An 18676-nucleotide genomic window follows, 5' to 3' on the forward strand; every position below is an offset into this window, starting at 1 on the left:
GGAGAGTTGAGTACGGCTCGACGTCACCCCTGGGGCAGTTCGTCAGCAGGCCGCGGCACGGAGGCGAAGGGCGGCAGGGTGAACCAGTCGGGAACCGCTCGGCGCAGCGTCTCCGGGCCCTGTACCGCCACGGCCCCGGAGCGCAGAGCAGCGGTCCATCCCAGATCGCCGCGCCAGATCTCGACCATGTGACGCAGGCTCGCGGAGACAGTGACCGTCACATCGAAGCCTGGATCCACATCGCAGACGTCGGCTTGGGCAGCGGTGATCACCAGCCACCAGTGGCGGGCGTTCGCGGCCACATCCGAGAACACGAACCGGACCACGGTGCGCCCGGCCGGGACGACATCGTGGTCGATACGCCGGTGCATGTCCCACATCAGCAACTTGGGGTCGAGATCCGCGTCGCCGAGCTCACCGATCCACCGGATGCCCCAGACACTGAGTGCCTCGACCACCGGCCGGAGCTCATGCCCCGCCGGGGTCAGGACGTAGCGCACCTGATGGCCCTCGGACCGTCTTTCCGCGATTCCGGCGCGTACGAGCTGCTGCAGTCGCTTGGACAACAGCGTGGGCGACATCCGCGGCACACCCCGCCGCAGGTCGTTGAAGTGCTCGGTCCCCGTCACCAGCTCGCGCACGATGAGCAGTGTCCAGCGTTCGTCGAGCAGCTCCATCGCTTTTGCGACCGGGCAGAACTGGTAGTACGAAGACCCCATAGGTGCAGGCTAGGACCCTGGTGAGGGCTCGGCCACCGACCGGGGACGAAGATACGGACACCGGCGGAGCGGGCTCCGGTACAGATCCCGTACTGGAACAGGCACACGAACCTTCCTAGCCTTGTTTCTGCGGGGGCGGGGACGATCCCGCAGGGCCACGGAATCCGGAGGCGAGCTGTCATGACCGAAGCAATCGACGCAGTCGAGGCCGATCGCGCACTCAAGACGAAACACCGCAAGATGTGGGCCCTGGGCGACTACACGGCCGTGGCCACCCAGCTCATCCCGGACCTCGGACCCGATCTGGTCCAGGCATGCGGCATTCGCAGCGGTCAGCGCGTCCTGGACATCGCGGCCGGGTCCGGTAACGCCGCGATTCCGGCAGCGCTGGCAGGGGCGAGCGTCGTGGCCGGTGATCTCACGCCCGAGCTCCTCGAGTCCGGGCGCAAGCTTGCTGCCGAGCGGGGCGCGGAGGTGGAGTGGCGTGAGGCCGACGCGGAAGCTCTCCCGTTCCGCGACGGAGAGTTCGACACCGTCATGTCGTGCGTGGGGATCATGTTCGCCCCGCATCACCAGGTCAGCGCCGATGAGCTGATCCGTGTCTGCCGCCCGGGCGGGACGATCGGCCTGCTCAACTGGACTCCGGAGGGATTCATCGGCCAGATGTTCGCCACCATGAAGCCGTTCGCACCCGCACCTCCGCCCGGCGCGCAGCCCCCGCCGCTGTGGGGCCGGGAGGAACACGTCCGTGGCCTTCTCGGCGACCGGGTGACCGACGTCGAGGCGCACCGGCGGACTGTACGGATCGGCCGCTTCGGGAAGCCGGCGGACTTCCGTGAGTACTTCAAGGCCAACTACGGTCCGACCATTGCCACCTATCGGAACATCGCTGACGACCCCGGCCGTGTCGCCGCGCTGGACGCCGATCTCGACAGCCTCGCCGAGAAGGCGGGCGAAGGCGGTATGGAGTGGGAGTACCTGGTGGTCACGGCCCGCAGGCGCGACTGAGGAACGGCGTGCGGCACGGACGCGCTCCAGGGCTGCGAGCGGGCCACGACAGGGGCACCCCGCTCCCGTGACGGTCAGGGCCGGTGGTTCCGCAGTGCATCGCGGTTCCGGCCGCACGTTACGGCTTGTGCGCGCCCGTTCGTGTGCCCCGGCGGTGTGGCTTCATGGGTGACCCGACTCGATGGCGTGCCATGGGGAGGGTGACGAAAGATCTTGGTGTCGGAAAGCTCCGGCGGATTGCACACCGGCGTGCCGCGCAGCGACACCGTCGGAAAGCAAGACGTAACGTCCGGGCGAGCAGTCCCAAGGCTCGCAGCACCATGGACTGGTTCGGCTTGGTGGTGGTCAGCCTGCCGGGACTGGCTGCGCTGGCCGCGCTGCTGTTCACCTGGATGCAGGTAGGGCAGGCCAGCAAGGAACTTCGTATCAGTGAGCAGGGACAGATCACCAACCGGTTCAACGCGGCCGTCACCAACCTGGGATCCGATTCCGTGGATGTGCGCCTGGGGGGAATCTACGGTCTGGAACGCATCATGCAGGACTCCGTCCGCGACCACCCCACGGTCGTCTCGGTCCTGACCGCGTACGTACGGCAGCATGCCCCCCTTTCAGGGGCAGATGCCAAAAGACAGCAGACCACCTCGCCAGAGGTTCCCCCCACGGATATCGAGGCGGTGATGAACGTCTTGGCCAAACGGCCGCTCGGTGTCGCCGAGGCATTCGGGCTCGATGTGAGTCGTACCGATCTGAAGGGGCTGAGGTCCGCGCAGGGCGGCAGCAAGTTCGCTTCGATGGATTTCCAGGAGTCGGACCTGACCGGCGCAAATTTGAGGGGTGCCAACCTTGACGGAGCGGACCTGACCAACGCCATCCTCCGCACCTCAATTCTGACCGACGCGCGTTTATCGGGCGCTTTCCTGGCCGGTGCGGACCTCACCGGCGCGAATCTGAACGAGGCATGGTTGAACAGCGCCGAAATGGCTGACGCGCGCCTCACAGGCGTGAAGCTGAACGGAGCCTTCCTGACCTACGCAATCCTCACCCGGGCGAGTCTGAACGGCGCGGAGCTGGTTGGCGCTCGTCTCCCCTACGCGACCCTGAAGGAGGCCGACCTGACAGGAGCGAACCTGAGGGAGGCCGACCTGACCGGAGCGAACCTGACGCGCGCGAACCTGAGCAAGGCTGACCTGACCGGCGCGGACCTCACCGGCGCGGACGTGACCGGCGCCCGCTTCTCGGGTGCGAAGCTGAAGGGAGTTCTCGGGCTGCCGCCGTCGCAGCGCTGAGGCCACGGTCGTCCGCATGAGGGATTCCTGGGAGAGGACGTGTCCGACGGCGAACATGACGCCGAAGACCGTTCCCCTCGAAGCCGGACCAGGGGTAGTCGGCTTCAGGCGTCGCTCTGTCAGTCACCGGGTACGTGGTCGACACACGAAGAGAACGGGTTCCGTTGCACGCAGGCGAACAGTGCATGCCACTCTGTTCTTTCCTGACTGGCACCCGCAGCCACCGTCGCAGCGCACGCCGAACCCGACAGACCCCAGAGGGATCCGTCCGACCAACCGACCTGACGGGTTCGGTTCTCGACTGTCTCGGCACATGTCGCCGACGGCTTGTAGCGCTTGATCTCCTTCATCAATTCCAGGTACTCGGAACTCTTGAGGGCTTCGATCTGCTGCTTCACCTTCCTGAGCGCGTCCTTCTTCTCTTTTGGTGAGGCATTCGGATCTTGGGCGGTCTGAAACGCCTTGAAGGTTTCCTCGATCTTCTTCTGAATCTTCTTTCGATCCTTCGGATCCTCCGGCGCAGATTGCTGGGAGTGGAATTCCCTCAGCCCCGCGCTGTTCTCCCCCACGGCCCTCAAGGCCCGCTTCTTGGGCATCTGCGACGCATGTGACTGTGGCGGCGACGGGGCCAGGGTTGCTATCACCGCGCCATTCATCGCCTTCACGAGCCCTATGTACGCGGCCCGGTCCTCCGGCGTGACATCCGGATCCTGGATCGCTGTCAGTGTGGAGGTAAGCCCTCCCGTGATGTTCATGTACGTGGCTCGATCCTCCGGCGTCGCCTTCGGGTCATCCAGGAGGTTCATCATTTTGGTCAGCACCTCCTTCACCTCCTGCTTCACCTCCTTCGGAGCTTGGGCTATCCGTGCCTCCACCTCCGCCTTCAGCTCCCCGGGCTCTTTCGGAAGAGGCGACGTGTCCGGGGGAGGCGAGTCCGACGGCGCTGACGTGTCGGGCGGCGCCGACGTGTCGGCAGATGGAGGCGCGTCGGGAGACGGGGGAGTATTCGGCTGCGTGTCCCCAGGCGGGGGCGTCTCCGGCGTCCGGGGGTTCGGCGTCGGGGGTTCTGGCGTGGTTGCGGTCGTGGCACCAGCTACGCGATCAGGTGCTGCCGCGGACGCGAAAACACCCGGCAGGACAAAGGTGACAGCCAAGCAGGACGCGCCAATGATGCGGGAGATTTGTCGCCGGGAGGTTTTGGCCATGACGGCTCCAGATGCTCTCGGGACGTGCTCTTCTGCCTCGGATGTGCTTGTGTCGGCCCGAGGTCACCGGAGAATCACAGCTCAACGGGCGCATGCAGGTCATAACCACTTTTGGCTCCCGCACCGCATTTCGCAACTCGGGTGCACACTCACTCCGGACAAAGCCGATCGGCCAAAAGTTGTTCAATCTGAACCCTTCTGAGTTCCTCAAGGTGATCAGATCGTGGTCGTGGGCTGTGCTGCGTGTCCGGCAGAGGAGATCCGCCGCATTGCGAGCCCACTTCCGGTCGGCAGATCACCGCGACCCCTACCGGCTGCACTGATGCGAAGGGTGGTCGGGTCACGCGTTCCGTCGAGCAGTGAGCTTCTTCGAGTTGGCCACCGATCGGGTGATTGTGACTGAGCGCTTCACTTGGCGAGTGAGCCCTTGAGTGGGTGGCTGCAGCGTTCGGTGCTGGCAGCTGGGTGAGCCGGGACAAGGGTTCACTCGAATGTGTCGGCCAGAACGCCAACACGGCGGGCAGGGCCGATGAGCGACGATCCGGCTGTTGTCAGTGGCTGACTCTAGGGTCGGCCCTATGACAGCAGACCTGGTCCATGCCTCGTGGACTCGCATCGACGCGTGGTTGCGCGAGCACGCGCCCCGCACTTTCGCCACGCTTCGGCCGCCCGCCAGGGACGAGGAGATCGCGGCAGCGCAAGAGGAACTGGGTGTCACCTTTCCTCCGGACCTGGTCGCTTCACTCCTCCGACACAACGGGGCGCTGGAGGGGCCTGAGGCTTTCCGGTTCAGCACGGGCGACCGGCTGCTCGGAGTGAGCGGGATCCTCGGGGATACCGGGTTCATGCGTGGCTTTGACCAAGGCATCGACGGGGAGGTCGAGGGCTACTGGCTTCGCAGCTACGTCAAGTTCGGTTCCTATGACGTGACGTCGGACGGTCTCCTGGTGGATTGCCGTACTGGGCGGGACTCCTTCGGTGCGATCGGGCGGTTCTTCGACGAGACCGGCACCAGTTTCGGACAGGCCGACTCGCTGGGTGGGTATCTGGCCGAATTGGCCGGCAAGCTTGAGCGCGGCAAGGACGGTGGTGTCGTCACGTTCAACGGCCGGCTGTTCTGGGAGGGGCCTCTGGCTCCCAGGCCGGAGTGCAGTGCCGACGATCCCCTTCCCGCGCCGGATGAGAAGTTGCCGGAGCTGGACCTGTCCCACGGTCCCACCGACCTCTTCCACGCGAGCTACCTGGACGGGCATGAGGAACTCGGTGCACTGATCGCGATCCTCCCGTATGAGCAGGTGGTTGAGGCCGCGCGGAAGCAGGTGCGCAGACTGGCAGTCGAATCGGGTCTGAACAAGTACCCGGAGGTCAAGTCAGCCCTGGATGCGTGGGAGTGCGGTGTGGCTCCACCGCGGCCGGACCGGACCGGGCCGCTCGCTTTGCGACTCCGCGCGGTGCTCGTGCAGGCCAACACCGGCCGAGACGTCACTCTCAGGTGGGCCGCGGAGAAGATAGCCCTCGGGATCTGGGGGTCCCCCTACAGGTCCGTGTGCGAGAGCGCGGAAATCCGCAGTCATTTCACTGTCGACTGGCGTGCGGATCTGCATGCGGACCTGGGCAATCCTCCGCTGCCGCCGATACCTGACGAGCGCTTCTGGGGAGCTCTGCGTAACCCCGCCATCGACTCCAGTTGGTACGCAGCTCAGTACCCCCAAGATCAGGACTGACCCCAGGGGTTTCGGTTCCGCGTGAGCGCTTCATGTGGTGGATACCGGCAGATGAAGCGCTCAGTCACAGTGATGGATCGTGAAGCGCAACGAGCGAGGCCCTCGGGCGGGAGAACGAACCGGACTTCGTCCTGTTGGACGGCACCCTCGTTGAGTGCGACCGGGTCGGCGACGGCCGGGCCGACTGCTCCGCCAAGCACCGGCGCCACGGCGTAAACGTGCAGGGCGTCACCGACCCGGGCGGCCGGCTGCTGTGGCTCTCGCCCGCTCTGCCGGGGCGCGCCCACGACCTGACCGCCGCTCGCACCCACCGAATCATCCGGATTTGCGAGCGCCAGGGCGTTGCCATCGTGGCCGATCTCGCCTACCAAGGTGCTGGCCCATGGCTGACGACCGGCATCAAACGCAGACCCCTGCAGGAACTCACCCCCACCCGAGAAGAGTCTCAATCAAGCACTGGCCGCGGCACGAGCACCCGTCGAGCGCGGTGTCGCGAGGCTGAGGTCCTGGCGAATCTTCCGTAGGTCCCGATGCAGCCCCAACCGCATGACGTCAATCGCCAAGGCCATCCTCACACTGGAGCGGCACCGCTGAAGAAGCTCAGTGAGCTTCATCCTCACCAGGCGTTGTCTGCCCTTCACCACACGCCGGCGCCAGGCCGAAAAGCCCGTGCCTAAATGCCCGGCCGGTAGCGCATCGGGTGATCCTTGGGCACTTCGACGATGTAGATCTTTACGCCGTCCGGATCGGCGGCCCACATCTCGATCAGTCCCCAGGGCTCTCTTTCGGGCGGCCGTAGCATCTCGACACCCTGCCGGGCGAGCTGCTCGTAAGCCACCTGTGCGTTTCCGACCTGTAGCCACAGTTCCATGCCTGGGGACGGTGGGGTGTCGCAGCGGCCCGAAACCTCGAGGAAGCCACCGCCGAGAAAGTAGACGGTGCCCCGCTCGGGCCCGGTGCCGAACTCCCTGTAGACCTCGAGCCCCAGCTTCGTCCCGTAGAAGTCCCGCGAGCGCTCGGGATCGGTGGGCCGAAGGAGGGTTCTACTGCTCAGCACGTGCACCATGTGGCCTCGCCCTGTCGAGAGGTGATCGATTCCAAAGGAAGCATGGGAGACGGGTTGACGCCAAGTCAGTGTCCCGCAGCGACGCCCTCGATCATGAGCCGGCACATTCGGCGCAGGGAACGACGAGGCGGTGCCGGCAGGCGTGGCCCGGCTCCGTACTGCCGATGCTGCCATAGCCGTCAGGGTTCTTGTTCCTGGACTTGTGGGCACTGCTGCCAGGTGCCCTCGTGCGATGGTGGTCGGCTCCCGCGCCCGACGACGGGCGCCACTTCGATTGAGCCAGCAGGTCATCAAGAGGGGCAGCGAACTCACAAAGTCCGGCTTGTACGCAACTTGCCGGCTTCTGGGAGGCGTTGCCATATTCACCAGCCGTTGGATTGTCGATACTTTGCGTGATGACAGCGGGGCGTTGCAGAGGCGGCTCGCGGCATCGAAAGGAACGACGCGCATGAAGCGACGCATGGCCACAACCCTGGGGGCGCTCGCGGCCGCCGCAGCGCTGGCCCTCACCGTCCCAAGTTCCGCATACGCAGCCGAAGGTGTGCTGATCATCAACGGTGGTGAGTACAAGGACCCGTCCGGCTGCTACTCCATCACCTGGTACCCGTCGTCGGTGACCAACCACACCGATGCCATCGCCGAGGTGCACTCCGGCCCGAAGTGCACGGGGCTGGTGGAGGAACTCGTCTATCCGGGCAAGACGTACCACTCCGAGACTGCCGGGAGCGTCTTCATCCTCTGACGCCCCGATCGGCCACCCGCCGGCTTTGGCTTCGTGGTACCTGCACCCACCACTTGGCGGCGGGTGGTTCGGGGACATGGACACGCCCGCGCACGTGACGCGAGCAAGGCCTCGGGCCCTGGGTGGAACTCGCGAACTGTCCAAGGGGCGGCGGCCGTCAGGTGCTCCTCGCACGGGGCGCCATTTCCTGCTGCCTCTCGCGTACCTGGAAGACGCGACGAGCCCTCGGGAGCCCCACCAGTCCTGCTCCGTGCGCGGTGTGCCCCGCAGACCACCACGAGCCTGCCCGGCGACCCTTCACCCGGGCCCCCGAGCCGGACTGGGACCGAGGTGATGCCCGGAACGCTCCCGGACGCCCCGGCTCGCCCGCCACAACCATGCTGACCGAGCTGTCTGACGCTCAACTCCCCGATTGCACCCGGTGCCAGAGCCAAGCCAGCGGCCGTGAGGGGTGTCTCAGAGCTGGAACTCGGCGGGAGACAGTCCCAGCGCTGCGCAGGCCTCTCGGATGATCATGTGCTCGGCATGGGAGAAATCTCCGTCAGCCCCGGCGATGACGATGCCGGTCTGGATCACCGCCCTCGCTTCGGTCGGCTTCTTCGCGGTCTTGGCGATGTCCTGCATCGCCTCGGCCTTGCCCTGCTGGAAGTTGTGGGTCAGCTGGTCCGCATGCTTGTTGAAGCGCTGGCGCAACTGCTCCGGAGGGAAGTTCTGCAGTACGTCATTGCTGAGGATCATCGACTCGACGTGCTGTCGCTCGGCCGGGTCCACACGCCCGTCCGCGGCGGCGACGAGTGCACACATGGCCATGCTCGCGTCCCGGTACGCGCCACTCTTCAGCTCGGTCTTGAGGGAACCGAGCTGCGTCTTCAGCGCACTCACCAACTGGGCGCGCGGACCACCGCCGGACCCGGCGCCGCGGCTCGGTCCGTGTGTTGTCCCGCGGCTGCCCTGGGCCTGCTGCAGAGTCTTGGCCTGGTCCTTGAGTCGGTCCCACATAGCCATGGACGTCACCTCGGTATTCCCTGAGTCATCGGTCGCGAATCCGCTCGCGCGTACACCGGACCAACGGCTGTCTCCAGGCAAAGGTTCCGCAAAATGCGCTGGCCTGTCGCCTCAACCCGGATGGGGCTGAGCCGCCCGCGAGGTGCAGGCCACCCAGAGGGGGATGCCGATGGCGGTGGCCAGGGGGTCGCCGAAGAGCTGCCCGGAGACCATGTTTGACCAGTTGTGTGGTCCCGTGGCGGTCGGTGAGGGCGGCCAGAAGGCGGCGGTTCTTCGCGGCGTACGAGGACACCAGCATCTTCGGCTCCTCGTGCTCTCGGACCTACAGCTGTAGCCCAGGTCCCTTGTTCCAGCTTCATCTGCTGGTGTGGGCCCCCGCGAAATTCCCCGTTGCTGATCTCACGTAATTCTCCGGGCTCTGGCCTCGGGCGAGGTTAGGTTGACCGGCATGAGCGTGCGGGGGCGGCAGTATCGGTACGTGGGGCCGGTTGATGTGAGGGCTCTGGTCCGACCAGGGGGCGAGGGCCGGCGCATTCGCTCGGCATCAGACTTCGACGACTGGGCTTCGGCTCTGACACTCGAGGAACTGGCCGAGCCTTTCACCTTCGTTATCGATGCCGCTGGTGTGCTGCGGGTTGCCCCGCGTCGGAGCGAGCACGTGGTGTGTGCTGGTGGTGGAACGGTTCTGGGTGCCGGCGAGATGAGTGTGGGCGACGAGTCCGGACAGTGGGTGGTCGCTGAGGTCAGTAACCAGTCGACCGGATACTGCCCGGACATCAGCTCGTGGCCGGCCGTCGCGTACGCGCTGGACTCAGCCGGAATCGGACACCCGTCCGGGTTCACCCACGAGGTGGTTTTTCGGCGCTGCCTCGCCTGTTGCCAGCTCAACATCGTGCGGGAGGAAGACTTCGTCTGCGTTTTCTGCGAGGCGGATCTACCTCGGAAGTGGAACGTGGACAGGCCCGGACATTAGCCGACCGGGGATGGGACGGGTCCGTCGTTGGAGCTGCCAGGGGCAGTCAAGGCCTTGCGCGATGCCCTCAGACCGTTCGGAAGGTGCTGGGTGACGTCCGGCTATGTCGCCGAGCTCGAGGCGTTCAGGCCCGCGTAACGGTGTGCCACTCCGCCCGGAAGCAGGTACTCGGCCAACAGGTTGCCGGCGCGGCGGGACGGCAACCCCATGTCGTGCAGGAGTTCATCCGCACAGTGGATGTCGTAAGGGCCGAAATCGTAGCCGCCGGAGCCCGGCAGCACCTGCTCCTGCCAGGCCAGGCGAGCTTCGGTTTCCTCCCGCATCTCGTGCTCGCCCGGGGTGGTGCGCAGCGCATCCCGGAAATAACCGGTCAGCCAGTGCGCGGTGAGTTCCACGCCCATGATGTTGTTGAAGACCTGCCGGAAGCCGACGAACCCCAGCCGGTCGGCTCCGAGTGGCACGATGCCTCGGTAGAGACGTAGCCGCCCGTCGGAATCGTGCACGCGCACGTGCGGGTCCAGGAACGGGAATGATTTGTGGTGCCCCGTGGCGAACACGATGACATCCGCGGCCACCTCCTCGCCGGTCGCCAGGCGGAGCCCGTTGTCGGTATACGCCTCGACGGCACTGACCTTGGAGGCGATCAGACCTCGGCGAACCGCCCGCACGTAGCCGCGTGGCATCACTCCCGCGTGGGCCAGATGGAAGGGGAGAGCGTGAGCGGGCCTCAGTTGCCTCGGCAGCCGGTACAGCCCGGTGGAAAGCAGCATGTCGCGGGTGATGAGCCACCACAGGGCCCGCTTGACCCGCTCGTCGATGCGGTCGATCGGCGGGACACAGGCCGGATCGTGGTAGCGGGGCAGGAGCGCCTCACCGAGCCGGGTGAACAGGATCCACTTGTAGCCGACCAGACCGAGAAGAAGCCGCTCGGGGATCATCCAGTTGACCTTGCGCTGCACGATCGTGGCCGAGGCGGCCTCGGGTGCGGCACGGGTGACCAGGTCCAATGCGGACTTTCCGCCGCCCACGACGACCACGCGCCTGCCGGTGAATGTCCCGGCCCGCACCTCGTTGGAGTGAAGCACGGTCCCACGGAACAGGTCACGCCCGGGCAGCTCGGGCAGTTGGGGATGGTGATGAGCTCCACTGGCGACAACGACATAGTCGAATGTCTCGCGATGAAGGTCCGCCGTGTTGCCCCCGGCGGGCCGGGAGTCGACGAACCAGCCGGACGCACCCACGCGCCCGGGCCCCTCCACCGGCCGGATGGAGATCACCTCTGTCCCGGGCCGGACACGGTCCAGTACACCGAAGGTCTCGGCGTAGTTCTCCAGGTAGCGTTGCGTGTCCACCGCGCCGGCGAAGTGCAAGCGGTTGGGCAGGTCCGCGAACTCGAAGAGGCGGAGCGCGGACTGGTTGGCCAGCCCGTCGTAGCAGCCCTCTGATGACCAGATCCCGCCTACCTGGCGGTACTTGTCGAAGACGGTGACGTCGAAGCCGTTCTCCAGCAGCACCTTGGCGGTGACGATTCCTCCGGGGCCGGCCCCGACCACACACGCTCTCATCCGCTGTCACTCCCCATGGGCGATCGCCGTGTCCAGCTCGCTCATCATCCCGGCTGCGGACCTCCGTGCCCAGGGCGCCCTCCGATCGATGAAGAGGTCACCTGACCTGCTGAGCAACCAATTCAGCAGATCTCTTTCTTGTCAACATCGGGGTGGGGGTTATGAATTATGCGAAACTCGCCCTGATTATTTTGCGCGATCAGGTGAATACTTTGAAGATGGCGCAATGCCGCGAAGTATTCACCGGACGTCATGTCAGGGAAGAGGTCCCTCGTCTCCTCTTCGGTGAAGATCGGTGCACCATAGGGAGTCCCGTCAAGCCAGTCGTTGTACCGGATACCCCACTCCATGTCGTGCGCTATTTCCAGATAACGATCTTCTCTCGCCTTCCTCTGTTCGGCATTCTCTCCCATTTTGTCCCTTTCCGGGTTTGGTGAGGTCAAGAATTCTCCGCCGGTGAAGGATTGTATGAGCTGTGCGGCAGTTCGCTGCCCTGCGAGGCACGCCCGTCGGTCGGGGGTGCGGATGCCCCGAGTGCGCTCGTTCCCTGCAGACGGTGGCGGTCCGACGCCGACGGTTCCAGGTGGCCCAGTCCGGTGGCAGGAGAGGCCTCGATCCGCGTTGTCGGAGGTGTGGGGCAGGATGGCGCCATGGCACAGCAGATCTTGCCCCCGTCGGAGTCCTGGCGCCTGATCGACGCCTGGCTGGCGACGCACGTTGCCTCCGATTTCGCGCTTCTCAATCCGCCGGCGACGCCGGACGAGATTCGACACGCGGAACGTATCCTCGGCGCCCGACTGCCCAGTGATCTCGCTGCGTCCCTGCAGTGCCACAACGGCGTGAGTGCTTGGGCGACCGTCCTGCCGGAGCAGTCCCCGCTCGCAGTGAGCGGGATCGTTGACCATTGGCAGACCTGCATGGACGTCGCGGCGGAGAACGACGGCCTGACCCCTTGCGCTTGGGAAGATGATCCCTGGTGGCACCCTCTCTGGGTTCCCTGGGCTGAGAGTGCGGATGGCGCGGCGCAGGTCATCGACCAACGTCCTGGCCCTGAAGAGGGGCGTCTCGGCTGGGCAGGTCACAGCGGTGGTGGCGACTTCACCGATTCCTGGCCTGATCTGGCCAGCCTTCTCCACACGGTCGCGCAAGCGCTTCATGAAGGTGGAGACGTCCGGGGGCTGCACCCCTACCTCACCACGCAAGGTGGGATGTGGTGGGACGAAGAGGGCTGTGGTGAACTGAATGGTCTCCCACTGAAGGCCGCCCCGATCGGGCTGCCCTAACCGCGGGCCGGCGCCGGCCACGTCGAGTCGACGCAGGGGTGGGTCGTCAGTAGGGGAGCCCCTCCGACGCCGCGCGCAGGGCGGCGAGGAGGCACGTGGCGATTTCGCTGCCGGATGCCCCGGGTTCCTCCGCGTACTGGCGGGCGAAGTCCTCCGAGGCGGCCCGGAGTGCGCCGTTGAAGGTTGCCGCGTGCACTCGGATCCGTAGGTCGTCCGCGCTGACGCCGGACCGGTCGGCGAGGAGTTGGCCGAGGACGGGCAGGGCGTCGTCGTGGGCCTGGAGCCAGACGGCGCGCAGGGCCGGGTCGGTGGACGTCATGCGGATCAGGTCGAGGATGGCGGGGGCCACGTCGGGCAGTTCGCCGCTGCGCAGGGAGCGCGTGACGAAGTCCAGCAGGCCCATGTCCGCCGGCCACTGGCGCAGTTGTTCGATGGCGAACTCGAGCCCTGCGGAGAGAAGTGGCAGTACGCAACTCTCCTTGGTCGGGAAGTGGCGCCACAGGGTGCGGGAGGAGATGCCGACGGCCCTGGCGATCTGCTCGCCCGTCGTGCCGGTGACGCCGTGTGAGGCGAACAGGCGGACGGCCACGGCGGCGATCTCGACGCGGAGAGCGGCCTTGCGTCGTTCGGCGAGCGACGGCCTGACGTCTGCCCCAATCATCTGCCCACGTACCGCTGATGGCGCTTCGTGCACCCTCGCACCCCCGGCTCTCGTCCCAGCACCGCAGCATAGCGAGCCCTTCAAAAGTGGCGTACGCAGACGTCTTGTCACTGAGTGACACCCAGACCTACGCTGCCGTAAGTGACCAGCGAGTAACTGTGCTGTTTTGCGCGGGACTTGTCATGCACAGGCTGCTTTGAAGCGTTCAGGCGTCGTCGACCGCTAAGGATCGGCCCGCCCCGGCAGCTCGGTCGGCCACATCGTTCTGACGGCACCAACCTGCCCCCCCCCACACACAAGGAGCCGCTCATGCCCACTGCCAGCAGACGCGCCCTGCTCACCGGTGCTGCCGGACTCGCAGCCGCGAGCTTCCTGTCGCCAACCCCCGCAGCGGCTGCTCCGGCCAGGGTGAGACTTGCCAGGGAGGAGCACCGGGCGGTCATCATCGGTTCGGGCTTCGGTGGTGGCGTGACCGCGCTGCGGCTGGCTCAGGCCGGCGTACCGGTGACCGTGCTGGAGCGCGGACGGCGATGGCCCACCGGGCCGAACGCGGAGACCTTCCCTCGGGTGTCCGGCCTCGACAAGCGTGCGCTCTGGTACGGAGCTCTCCCGGCGGCCGTCCGTCCGCTCGCGCAACTGATCGGCGCACCACTGGACTTCGCGCCCTACGTGGGTCTCCTGGAGCCGATACTCGGGCAGAACATCCTGGGCGTCTGTGCTGCCGGGGTGGGCGGTGGATCCCTCGTCTACCAGGGAATGACGTTGCAGCCTTCCGAGGCTGTCTTCAACACCTGGCTGCCCCAGGCGCTCGACTTCCGGCGAATGAACGAGATCCACTACCCGCGGGTCGCGGGCATGCTCCGGGCGGCGACCGCGCCCGACGCACTGGTCGGCTCACCCCACTACTACGCGGCGCGGGTCTTCGCCGAACGGGTCCGCCGGGCGGGGTACGGCGTGGAGAAGATTCCCATGCCGATCGACTGGGACTACGCCCTGGCCGAGCTGCGCGGCGAGATGCAGCCGTCCTACACGAACGGCGACTGCGCGCTCGGCGTCAACAACGGCGGCAAGCACTCCGTCGACGTGACCTACCTCCGACAGGCCGAAGCGACCGGGAAGGTGACCGTCGAAACGCACCACAACGTCACCTCCGTGGCGCGGGCGGCAGACGGCCGGTGGGAAGTGCATGTCGACCGCACCGACGACGCGGGAACCGTGCTGGAGCAGAAGATCCTCTCCACGCGAGCCCTCGTCATGGCGGCCGGCAGCCTCAACACCAGCAAACTCCTGGTCCGCGCCGGGGCCACCGGCGCCATCCCTGATCTGCCCGAAGGCCTCGGCGAAGGGTGGGGAACCAACGGCGACCGTATCTACGCCTGGACGAATCTCCAGGAGGACTTCGGAGCCGAGCAGGGAGGTCCGGTCGTCTACGGCAGCAAGGAGTGGGACGACCCCGGGACGGCGAACACGATCATCCAGGCGTCGCTCCCGCCGCTCGGTATCGACGCACGGACGACCATGCTGGTCGGCTTCGGGGTGAGCGCCGACCGCGGCCGGTTCCGCTACAACGCTTCCACCGACTCCGTGTCGCTGCACTGGCCCTTGGGCGGCGACGCCGCCAGCCACCGCACCATCCATCGGCGCGTGACCAGGGTGTCCAAGGGCCTCGGCGTCCTCACGGACACCAACGCCCTGGTCAACAGCACCTGGCACCCGCTGGGCGGTGCCCCGATGGGCACCGTCTGCGACCTCGAAGGCCGCGTTCTGGGACAGCGCGGTCTCTACGTCCTCGACGGCGCCCTGATCCCCGGTACGACCGGCGCCTGCAACCCCTCCATGACCATCGCCGCCGTGGCCGAACGGGCCATGGACGCGATCACCGCGCACGACATCGACACGATCATCTGACCGAAGAGCGAGGAGCACACCATGAGCCGCAAGAGAACCCGTTCCCGTTCCGCCCTCCTCCCCGCCCCCGCCGCCCCCACCCCGGCGACCGGCCGTGGCGACAAGGCCGGACTGCGCCTCCTGGCCGGCGTTGTCGCCGCCGGCACCGTCTGCGCCGGCCTGACAGCGGTACCGGCCTCCGCCGCCGCACCGGAACCCGTCGTCTCCCGCGGGGTCACCATCCCCGCCTTCTACACCCCGCCGACCGAACTCCCCTCCGCCAACGGTGCCTTGATCCGCACAGAGGCCATGCCGCTCGGACTGAGCATCCCCGGCCTGGACGGCCGCGCCATGCCGGGCACCGCGACCCGTCTCATGTACAAGTCCACCGACTCGGCCGGGCTGCCCGTCGCCGTGACCGGTGCGTACATCGAGCCCTCGGCGGCCTGGAAGGGAACCGGCCCGCGTCCCCTGGTCGCGGTGGCCTCGGGCACCATGGGCCAGGGCGACCAGTGCGCCCCGTCCTTCGCCCTGCAGAACCCGCTCACCCTCAACGGCGACACCGTGTCCGTGGGCTACGAGGCCCTGGCGATCTACCGTCTCCTTTCCACCGGGGCGGCAGTCGTCGTCACCGACTATGTCGGCCTCGGCGCCACCGACCGCCTGCACACCTACGTCAACCGCCTCGACCAGGCCCACGCCCTGCTCGACGCAGCCCGTGCAGCCCGCGCCGTACCCGGCGCATCGATCACCCCGGCTTCCAGGACCGGCCTGTACGGCTACAGCCAGGGCGGCGGTGCCAGCGCCGCCGCCGCGGAACTCCAGCCCTCCTACGCGCCCGACGTCCCGCTCGCCGGAACCTACGCCGGCGCACCCCCTGCGGATCTCACCTCGGTCATGAAGGGCATCGACGGCAGCGCGCTCGCCGGTGCGCTGGCCTGGTCGATCAGCGGCTTCGCCCAGGCCGACCCCGACCTGCGCGCGGTCGTCGACGCGAACATCAGCGCCACCGGAAAGGCCGCCCTCGCGGACGCATCGACCATGTGCGTCGGCGACGCGCTGTTCGGCTACGGCTTCACCAAGAGCAGCAAGTGGACTACCACTGGCAAGTCCATGGGGGACATCATCGCCGCCGAACCCCGCGCGAAGGCCGCCCTGGACAAGCAGCGCATCGGCACGCTCAAGCCGTCCGGACCGGTACGCCTGGCCACCGGCATCCAGGACGACATCGTTCCCCACGGCCAGGTCCGGCAGCTCGCCCTCGACTGGTGCAACAAGGGCGCCAACGTCACCTACGACGCCATCATCCTGCCGAACCTCGGCGACAAGATCCTCACCAACCACCTTGTACCGCTCATCACCGACCAGGGCGACGCGATCTCCTGGCTGACCGACCGCCTCTCCGGGAAGACGGCCAACTCCAACTGCTGGACGATGCCCATCCAGCTCTGACCCCTCCACCAGCTGCCACCGCGTCCACCGGAACGTCGTCCCGGTGGACGCGCCCGCACTGAGTCCGGCATACAACGGCAAACCCGGGCCGTCGTCCATGCCAGGGCGGATGGTTCCTTCCCGCTGCAGGCGCAGAGGGAGGAACCATCCGTTCGGCCGCCGGGAGCGCTCGGGTCAGCGGGTGCCGAGCAGGGCGCGCCACGTCTCCGGGCCGACGACGCCGTCGACCTGCAAGCGGTGGTTCTTCTGGAAGGCGAGGGCTGCCGACTTCGTCTTCGAGCCGAACCCGCCGTCGACGGTGAGGCCGTAGCCATAGACGTTCAGCTGTGTCTGGGCGGCCTTCACCGCCTGGCCGGACGTGCCGTACTGCACCGTACTGATCAGCTTGGACCACGTGTTCGGGCCGATGACGCCATCAGCGGCCAGGGACCGGGACGTCTGGAACTTGATCACCGCGGAGCGGGTCTTCGCGCCGAAGATGCCGTCGGACTCGACCGTGTAGCCCCGCGCGGTCAGCAACTGCTGGGCGGACCGCACGTCCGCGCCCTTGGAACCGCTCTGGAGGATCGGCCAGGAGACACCCGGGGACGGCAGTTGCCCACCGCCTCCGCCCCCACCCAGCTTGACCGGGCGGAAGGGGTCGTAGTTGTCGCTGCCGATTCCGTACGTGAGCTGCCGGTGGGTCGTACCGTACGTACCGCGCTGTTCGTACGCCCAGTAGGCGCTGTGCGACGTGTTGGCCCACTTCTCGAAGATCACCACATGACGGAAGTCGCCGTCAGTGGTGCTGTAGTCGATGAGCAGGTCACCCTTCTGGAGCTGACTCGTGCTGCTGAGCCGCGTGGTGACGCCGTTTCGCGAGTCGGCCAGCCCGACGGTGTTCAAGCCGGGCTTCCCCAGCCCGAGCGTCATGGAGACATAGCCGGAGCAGTCCTGGCGGTAACCGTCCTTCCAATTGCGCTCCATGTTGTAGGGGACCGGTCCGCCGTTGTTGGCGGTGAGCCAGGTGCGGGCCCGGTTGATCATCGTGTCGCGCGAGAGCGTGGCCGTGGCCATGGTCGACATCTCGCCGACCTGGGTGACGAGCTTGCTGTCGGCCTCGGGTTCGGGCCCGTAGTCGGCGGTTTCCTGGGCGGCGGCCGTCGTCGGCTCCGCGGGGCCGCTGTCGGCGAGCGACGGTACGACGGCGATTGCGACCGCGACACCTCCGGCGGCGACCCCTATGAGAGTGACCTGTGCCCGGCGTGTGAGTCGGCTGCTAAGAGACATGATTCCCCCGTATTTCTCCTGTTGTGGCACGCCGACCCGAGTGGGCCGATCAGGGCCTGGCGTGCTTCTCGTACGTCGGCTGTCGCCTGCGACACCTGACGGGTCATTACCATGGCAAAGTTTGCTGCCCGGGCCCAGAGCCGTGTGGAAGCCGCATCAGCCGGTGACGTGACCTCGACAATGTTCGGGATGTGCGACCGTTCTCGTCACAGCCGATCGTTCCTCCGAAGTCGGCACGTCCCTTGCGTGGAACTGTGCGGCCGAGGTGTCCGGTCCGTATCCCTTGCCAGGGACGTGGGGCGGCCGGCTGGCAAGGTGCGGGTGGGCGGGTGCATCAAATGCGTTTTTCCCTAGGTGAGTTGATGGGTGCTCGATAGGGCTGACAATCGCGGAACCGCCGGTGGCGAGCCCCGCACCCCAGGTGCGGGTGTCGGTGCGGCGTGCCGTCCGATTCGCCGCGAGTGCGCGCACCACCCTGTGCCTGCCTGCGCACCCCTACCCGGGCTGTTCATGCCGCGACGTGTCAGCGGGCAGGTCGTCGAATCGGGTGCGGATGAATGGCGATCCGCCGTGTTGCAAATGGTGTCGGGCAGGGAGAAGCTCAACGAGCGGCGTGGGCCCAGCTCGGCCCGTTCGCTGCCCAGTGAGTCGAATGTGCGGGCACGGCCGAACGCGGACCTCCGACGGGTCGGCAGCGAAGATAAGTAGCCCGATCTCCGTTACGAAGGGGACCGGCTCTCGTTCGGGCGGGGCATCCGGAACCACCCCCAGCCGGTCGGCGACCGACCCGCTGGTTGAGAGGCGGACACATTCGCCGATCTCCCGGATGGA

Annotated in this window: 16 protein-coding genes and 1 pseudogene; 9 read left to right on the forward strand and 8 right to left on the reverse strand. The window is 66.9% G+C overall.

Features of this window, described 5'->3' with window-relative positions; translation table 11 throughout:
• Positions 1-23: 23 nt before the first annotated feature.
• Complete coding sequence (locus ACFQ6X_RS14730) at positions 24-719, reverse strand: winged helix-turn-helix transcriptional regulator (protein ID WP_383181218.1); 696 nt, start codon at positions 717-719, stop codon at positions 24-26.
• 180 nt (positions 720-899) lie between these two features.
• Here ACFQ6X_RS14730 and ACFQ6X_RS14735 point away from each other — a divergent pair, with 180 nt between their 5' ends.
• The gene (locus tag ACFQ6X_RS14735; protein WP_383181221.1) at positions 900-1727 is read left to right on the forward strand and encodes a class I SAM-dependent methyltransferase; all 828 of its coding nucleotides are present in this window, start codon (positions 900-902) and stop codon (positions 1725-1727) included.
• A 320-nt stretch (positions 1728-2047) separates the two neighbouring features.
• Positions 2048-3013: a pentapeptide repeat-containing protein gene (locus tag ACFQ6X_RS14740; protein ID WP_383181224.1), complete on the forward strand. Its 966-nt coding sequence runs from the start codon at positions 2048-2050 to the stop codon at positions 3011-3013.
• Between the two features lie 119 nt (positions 3014-3132).
• Here ACFQ6X_RS14740 and ACFQ6X_RS14745 read toward each other — a convergent pair whose 3' ends face one another.
• The gene (locus ACFQ6X_RS14745) at positions 3133-3855 is read right to left on the reverse strand and encodes a hypothetical protein (RefSeq protein WP_383181227.1); all 723 of its coding nucleotides are present in this window, start codon (positions 3853-3855) and stop codon (positions 3133-3135) included.
• Positions 3856-4796: 941 nt separating this feature from the next.
• Between ACFQ6X_RS14745 and ACFQ6X_RS14750 the strand changes: the two genes are divergently transcribed.
• Positions 4797-5942, forward strand: a complete 1146-nt coding sequence (locus tag ACFQ6X_RS14750) for an SMI1/KNR4 family protein (RefSeq protein ID WP_383181230.1) — start codon at positions 4797-4799, stop codon at positions 5940-5942.
• A gap of 107 nt (positions 5943-6049) precedes the next feature.
• Positions 6050-6536: pseudogene (locus ACFQ6X_RS14755) on the forward strand (transposase family protein); the annotation flags it as partial.
• 79 nt (positions 6537-6615) lie between these two features.
• Here the strand turns inward: ACFQ6X_RS14755 and ACFQ6X_RS14760 are convergent.
• Positions 6616-7008, reverse strand: a complete 393-nt coding sequence (locus ACFQ6X_RS14760; RefSeq protein WP_383181233.1) for a VOC family protein — start codon at positions 7006-7008, stop codon at positions 6616-6618.
• A gap of 448 nt (positions 7009-7456) precedes the next feature.
• On the opposite strand from ACFQ6X_RS14760, the gene ACFQ6X_RS14765 reads away from it, so the two are divergent.
• On the forward strand, positions 7457-7750 hold the full coding sequence (locus ACFQ6X_RS14765; RefSeq protein ID WP_383181236.1) for a hypothetical protein: 294 nt from the start codon (positions 7457-7459) through the stop codon (positions 7748-7750).
• A 456-nt stretch (positions 7751-8206) separates the two neighbouring features.
• Here ACFQ6X_RS14765 and ACFQ6X_RS14770 read toward each other — a convergent pair whose 3' ends face one another.
• Positions 8207-8755, reverse strand: coding sequence for a tellurite resistance TerB family protein (locus ACFQ6X_RS14770; protein WP_383181239.1), 549 nt, complete (start codon positions 8753-8755; stop codon positions 8207-8209).
• Between the two features lie 448 nt (positions 8756-9203).
• Here ACFQ6X_RS14770 and ACFQ6X_RS14775 point away from each other — a divergent pair, with 448 nt between their 5' ends.
• A complete protein-coding gene (locus ACFQ6X_RS14775; protein WP_383181242.1) occupies positions 9204-9728 on the forward strand; it encodes a hypothetical protein in 525 nt (174 codons plus the stop codon).
• 101 nt (positions 9729-9829) lie between these two features.
• Here ACFQ6X_RS14775 and ACFQ6X_RS14780 read toward each other — a convergent pair whose 3' ends face one another.
• Positions 9830-11293, reverse strand: a complete 1464-nt coding sequence (locus ACFQ6X_RS14780) for a flavin-containing monooxygenase (protein ID WP_383181245.1) — start codon at positions 11291-11293, stop codon at positions 9830-9832.
• A gap of 122 nt (positions 11294-11415) precedes the next feature.
• Entirely contained in the window at positions 11416-11706 is a 291-nt protein-coding gene (locus ACFQ6X_RS14785) for a hypothetical protein (RefSeq protein ID WP_383181248.1), read from the reverse strand.
• A gap of 237 nt (positions 11707-11943) precedes the next feature.
• Between ACFQ6X_RS14785 and ACFQ6X_RS14790 the strand changes: the two genes are divergently transcribed.
• Positions 11944-12576 carry an SMI1/KNR4 family protein gene (locus ACFQ6X_RS14790; protein WP_383181251.1) on the forward strand — a complete coding sequence of 211 codons (633 nt, stop codon included), beginning with the start codon at positions 11944-11946 and terminating at the stop codon, positions 12574-12576.
• Positions 12577-12622: 46 nt separating this feature from the next.
• On the opposite strand, the gene ACFQ6X_RS14795 is transcribed toward ACFQ6X_RS14790, so the two are convergent.
• Positions 12623-13237: a TetR family transcriptional regulator gene (locus ACFQ6X_RS14795; protein ID WP_383181254.1), complete on the reverse strand. Its 615-nt coding sequence runs from the start codon at positions 13235-13237 to the stop codon at positions 12623-12625.
• 309 nt (positions 13238-13546) lie between these two features.
• On the opposite strand from ACFQ6X_RS14795, the gene ACFQ6X_RS14800 reads away from it, so the two are divergent.
• Both ACFQ6X_RS14800 and ACFQ6X_RS14805 read left to right on the forward strand, forming a co-directional pair.
• Positions 13547-15145 carry a GMC oxidoreductase gene (locus ACFQ6X_RS14800; RefSeq protein WP_383181257.1) on the forward strand — a complete coding sequence of 533 codons (1599 nt, stop codon included), beginning with the start codon at positions 13547-13549 and terminating at the stop codon, positions 15143-15145.
• Positions 15146-15166: 21 nt separating this feature from the next.
• Entirely contained in the window at positions 15167-16576 is a 1410-nt protein-coding gene (locus ACFQ6X_RS14805; protein ID WP_383181260.1) for a lipase family protein, read from the forward strand.
• Positions 16577-16750: 174 nt separating this feature from the next.
• Here the strand turns inward: ACFQ6X_RS14805 and ACFQ6X_RS14810 are convergent, their stop codons facing one another.
• Complete coding sequence (locus ACFQ6X_RS14810) at positions 16751-17845, reverse strand: peptidoglycan-binding protein (protein ID WP_383181262.1); 1095 nt, start codon at positions 17843-17845, stop codon at positions 16751-16753.
• Positions 17846-18676: the final 831 nt, after the last annotated feature.

The sequence above is a fragment of the Streptomyces sp. NPDC056452 genome, from assembly GCF_042796085.1.
GTDB lineage: Bacteria > Actinomycetota > Actinomycetes > Streptomycetales > Streptomycetaceae > Streptomyces.

Bases quoted from the DNA above. Each gene is read 5' to 3' on its own strand.
- ACFQ6X_RS14730 (WP_383181218.1), bottom strand. From the start codon at position 719: ATGGGGTCTTCGTACTACCAGTTCTGCCCGGTCGCAAAAGCGATGGAG.
- ACFQ6X_RS14735 (WP_383181221.1), top strand. From the start codon at position 900: ATGACCGAAGCAATCGACGCAGTCGAGGCCGATCGCGCACTCAAGACG.
- ACFQ6X_RS14740 (WP_383181224.1), top strand. From the start codon at position 2,048: ATGGACTGGTTCGGCTTGGTGGTGGTCAGCCTGCCGGGACTGGCTGCG.
- ACFQ6X_RS14750 (WP_383181230.1), top strand. From the start codon at position 4,797: ATGACAGCAGACCTGGTCCATGCCTCGTGGACTCGCATCGACGCGTGG.
- ACFQ6X_RS14760 (WP_383181233.1), bottom strand. From the start codon at position 7,008: ATGGTGCACGTGCTGAGCAGTAGAACCCTCCTTCGGCCCACCGATCCC.
- ACFQ6X_RS14765 (WP_383181236.1), top strand. From the start codon at position 7,457: ATGAAGCGACGCATGGCCACAACCCTGGGGGCGCTCGCGGCCGCCGCA.
- ACFQ6X_RS14770 (WP_383181239.1), bottom strand. From the start codon at position 8,755: ATGGCTATGTGGGACCGACTCAAGGACCAGGCCAAGACTCTGCAGCAG.
- ACFQ6X_RS14775 (WP_383181242.1), top strand. From the start codon at position 9,204: ATGAGCGTGCGGGGGCGGCAGTATCGGTACGTGGGGCCGGTTGATGTG.
- ACFQ6X_RS14780 (WP_383181245.1), bottom strand. From the start codon at position 11,293: ATGAGAGCGTGTGTGGTCGGGGCCGGCCCCGGAGGAATCGTCACCGCC.
- ACFQ6X_RS14785 (WP_383181248.1), bottom strand. From the start codon at position 11,706: ATGGGAGAGAATGCCGAACAGAGGAAGGCGAGAGAAGATCGTTATCTG.
- ACFQ6X_RS14790 (WP_383181251.1), top strand. From the start codon at position 11,944: ATGGCACAGCAGATCTTGCCCCCGTCGGAGTCCTGGCGCCTGATCGAC.
- ACFQ6X_RS14795 (WP_383181254.1), bottom strand. From the start codon at position 13,237: ATGATTGGGGCAGACGTCAGGCCGTCGCTCGCCGAACGACGCAAGGCC.
- ACFQ6X_RS14800 (WP_383181257.1), top strand. From the start codon at position 13,547: ATGCCCACTGCCAGCAGACGCGCCCTGCTCACCGGTGCTGCCGGACTC.
- ACFQ6X_RS14805 (WP_383181260.1), top strand. From the start codon at position 15,167: ATGAGCCGCAAGAGAACCCGTTCCCGTTCCGCCCTCCTCCCCGCCCCC.
- ACFQ6X_RS14810 (WP_383181262.1), bottom strand. From the start codon at position 17,845: ATGTCTCTTAGCAGCCGACTCACACGCCGGGCACAGGTCACTCTCATA.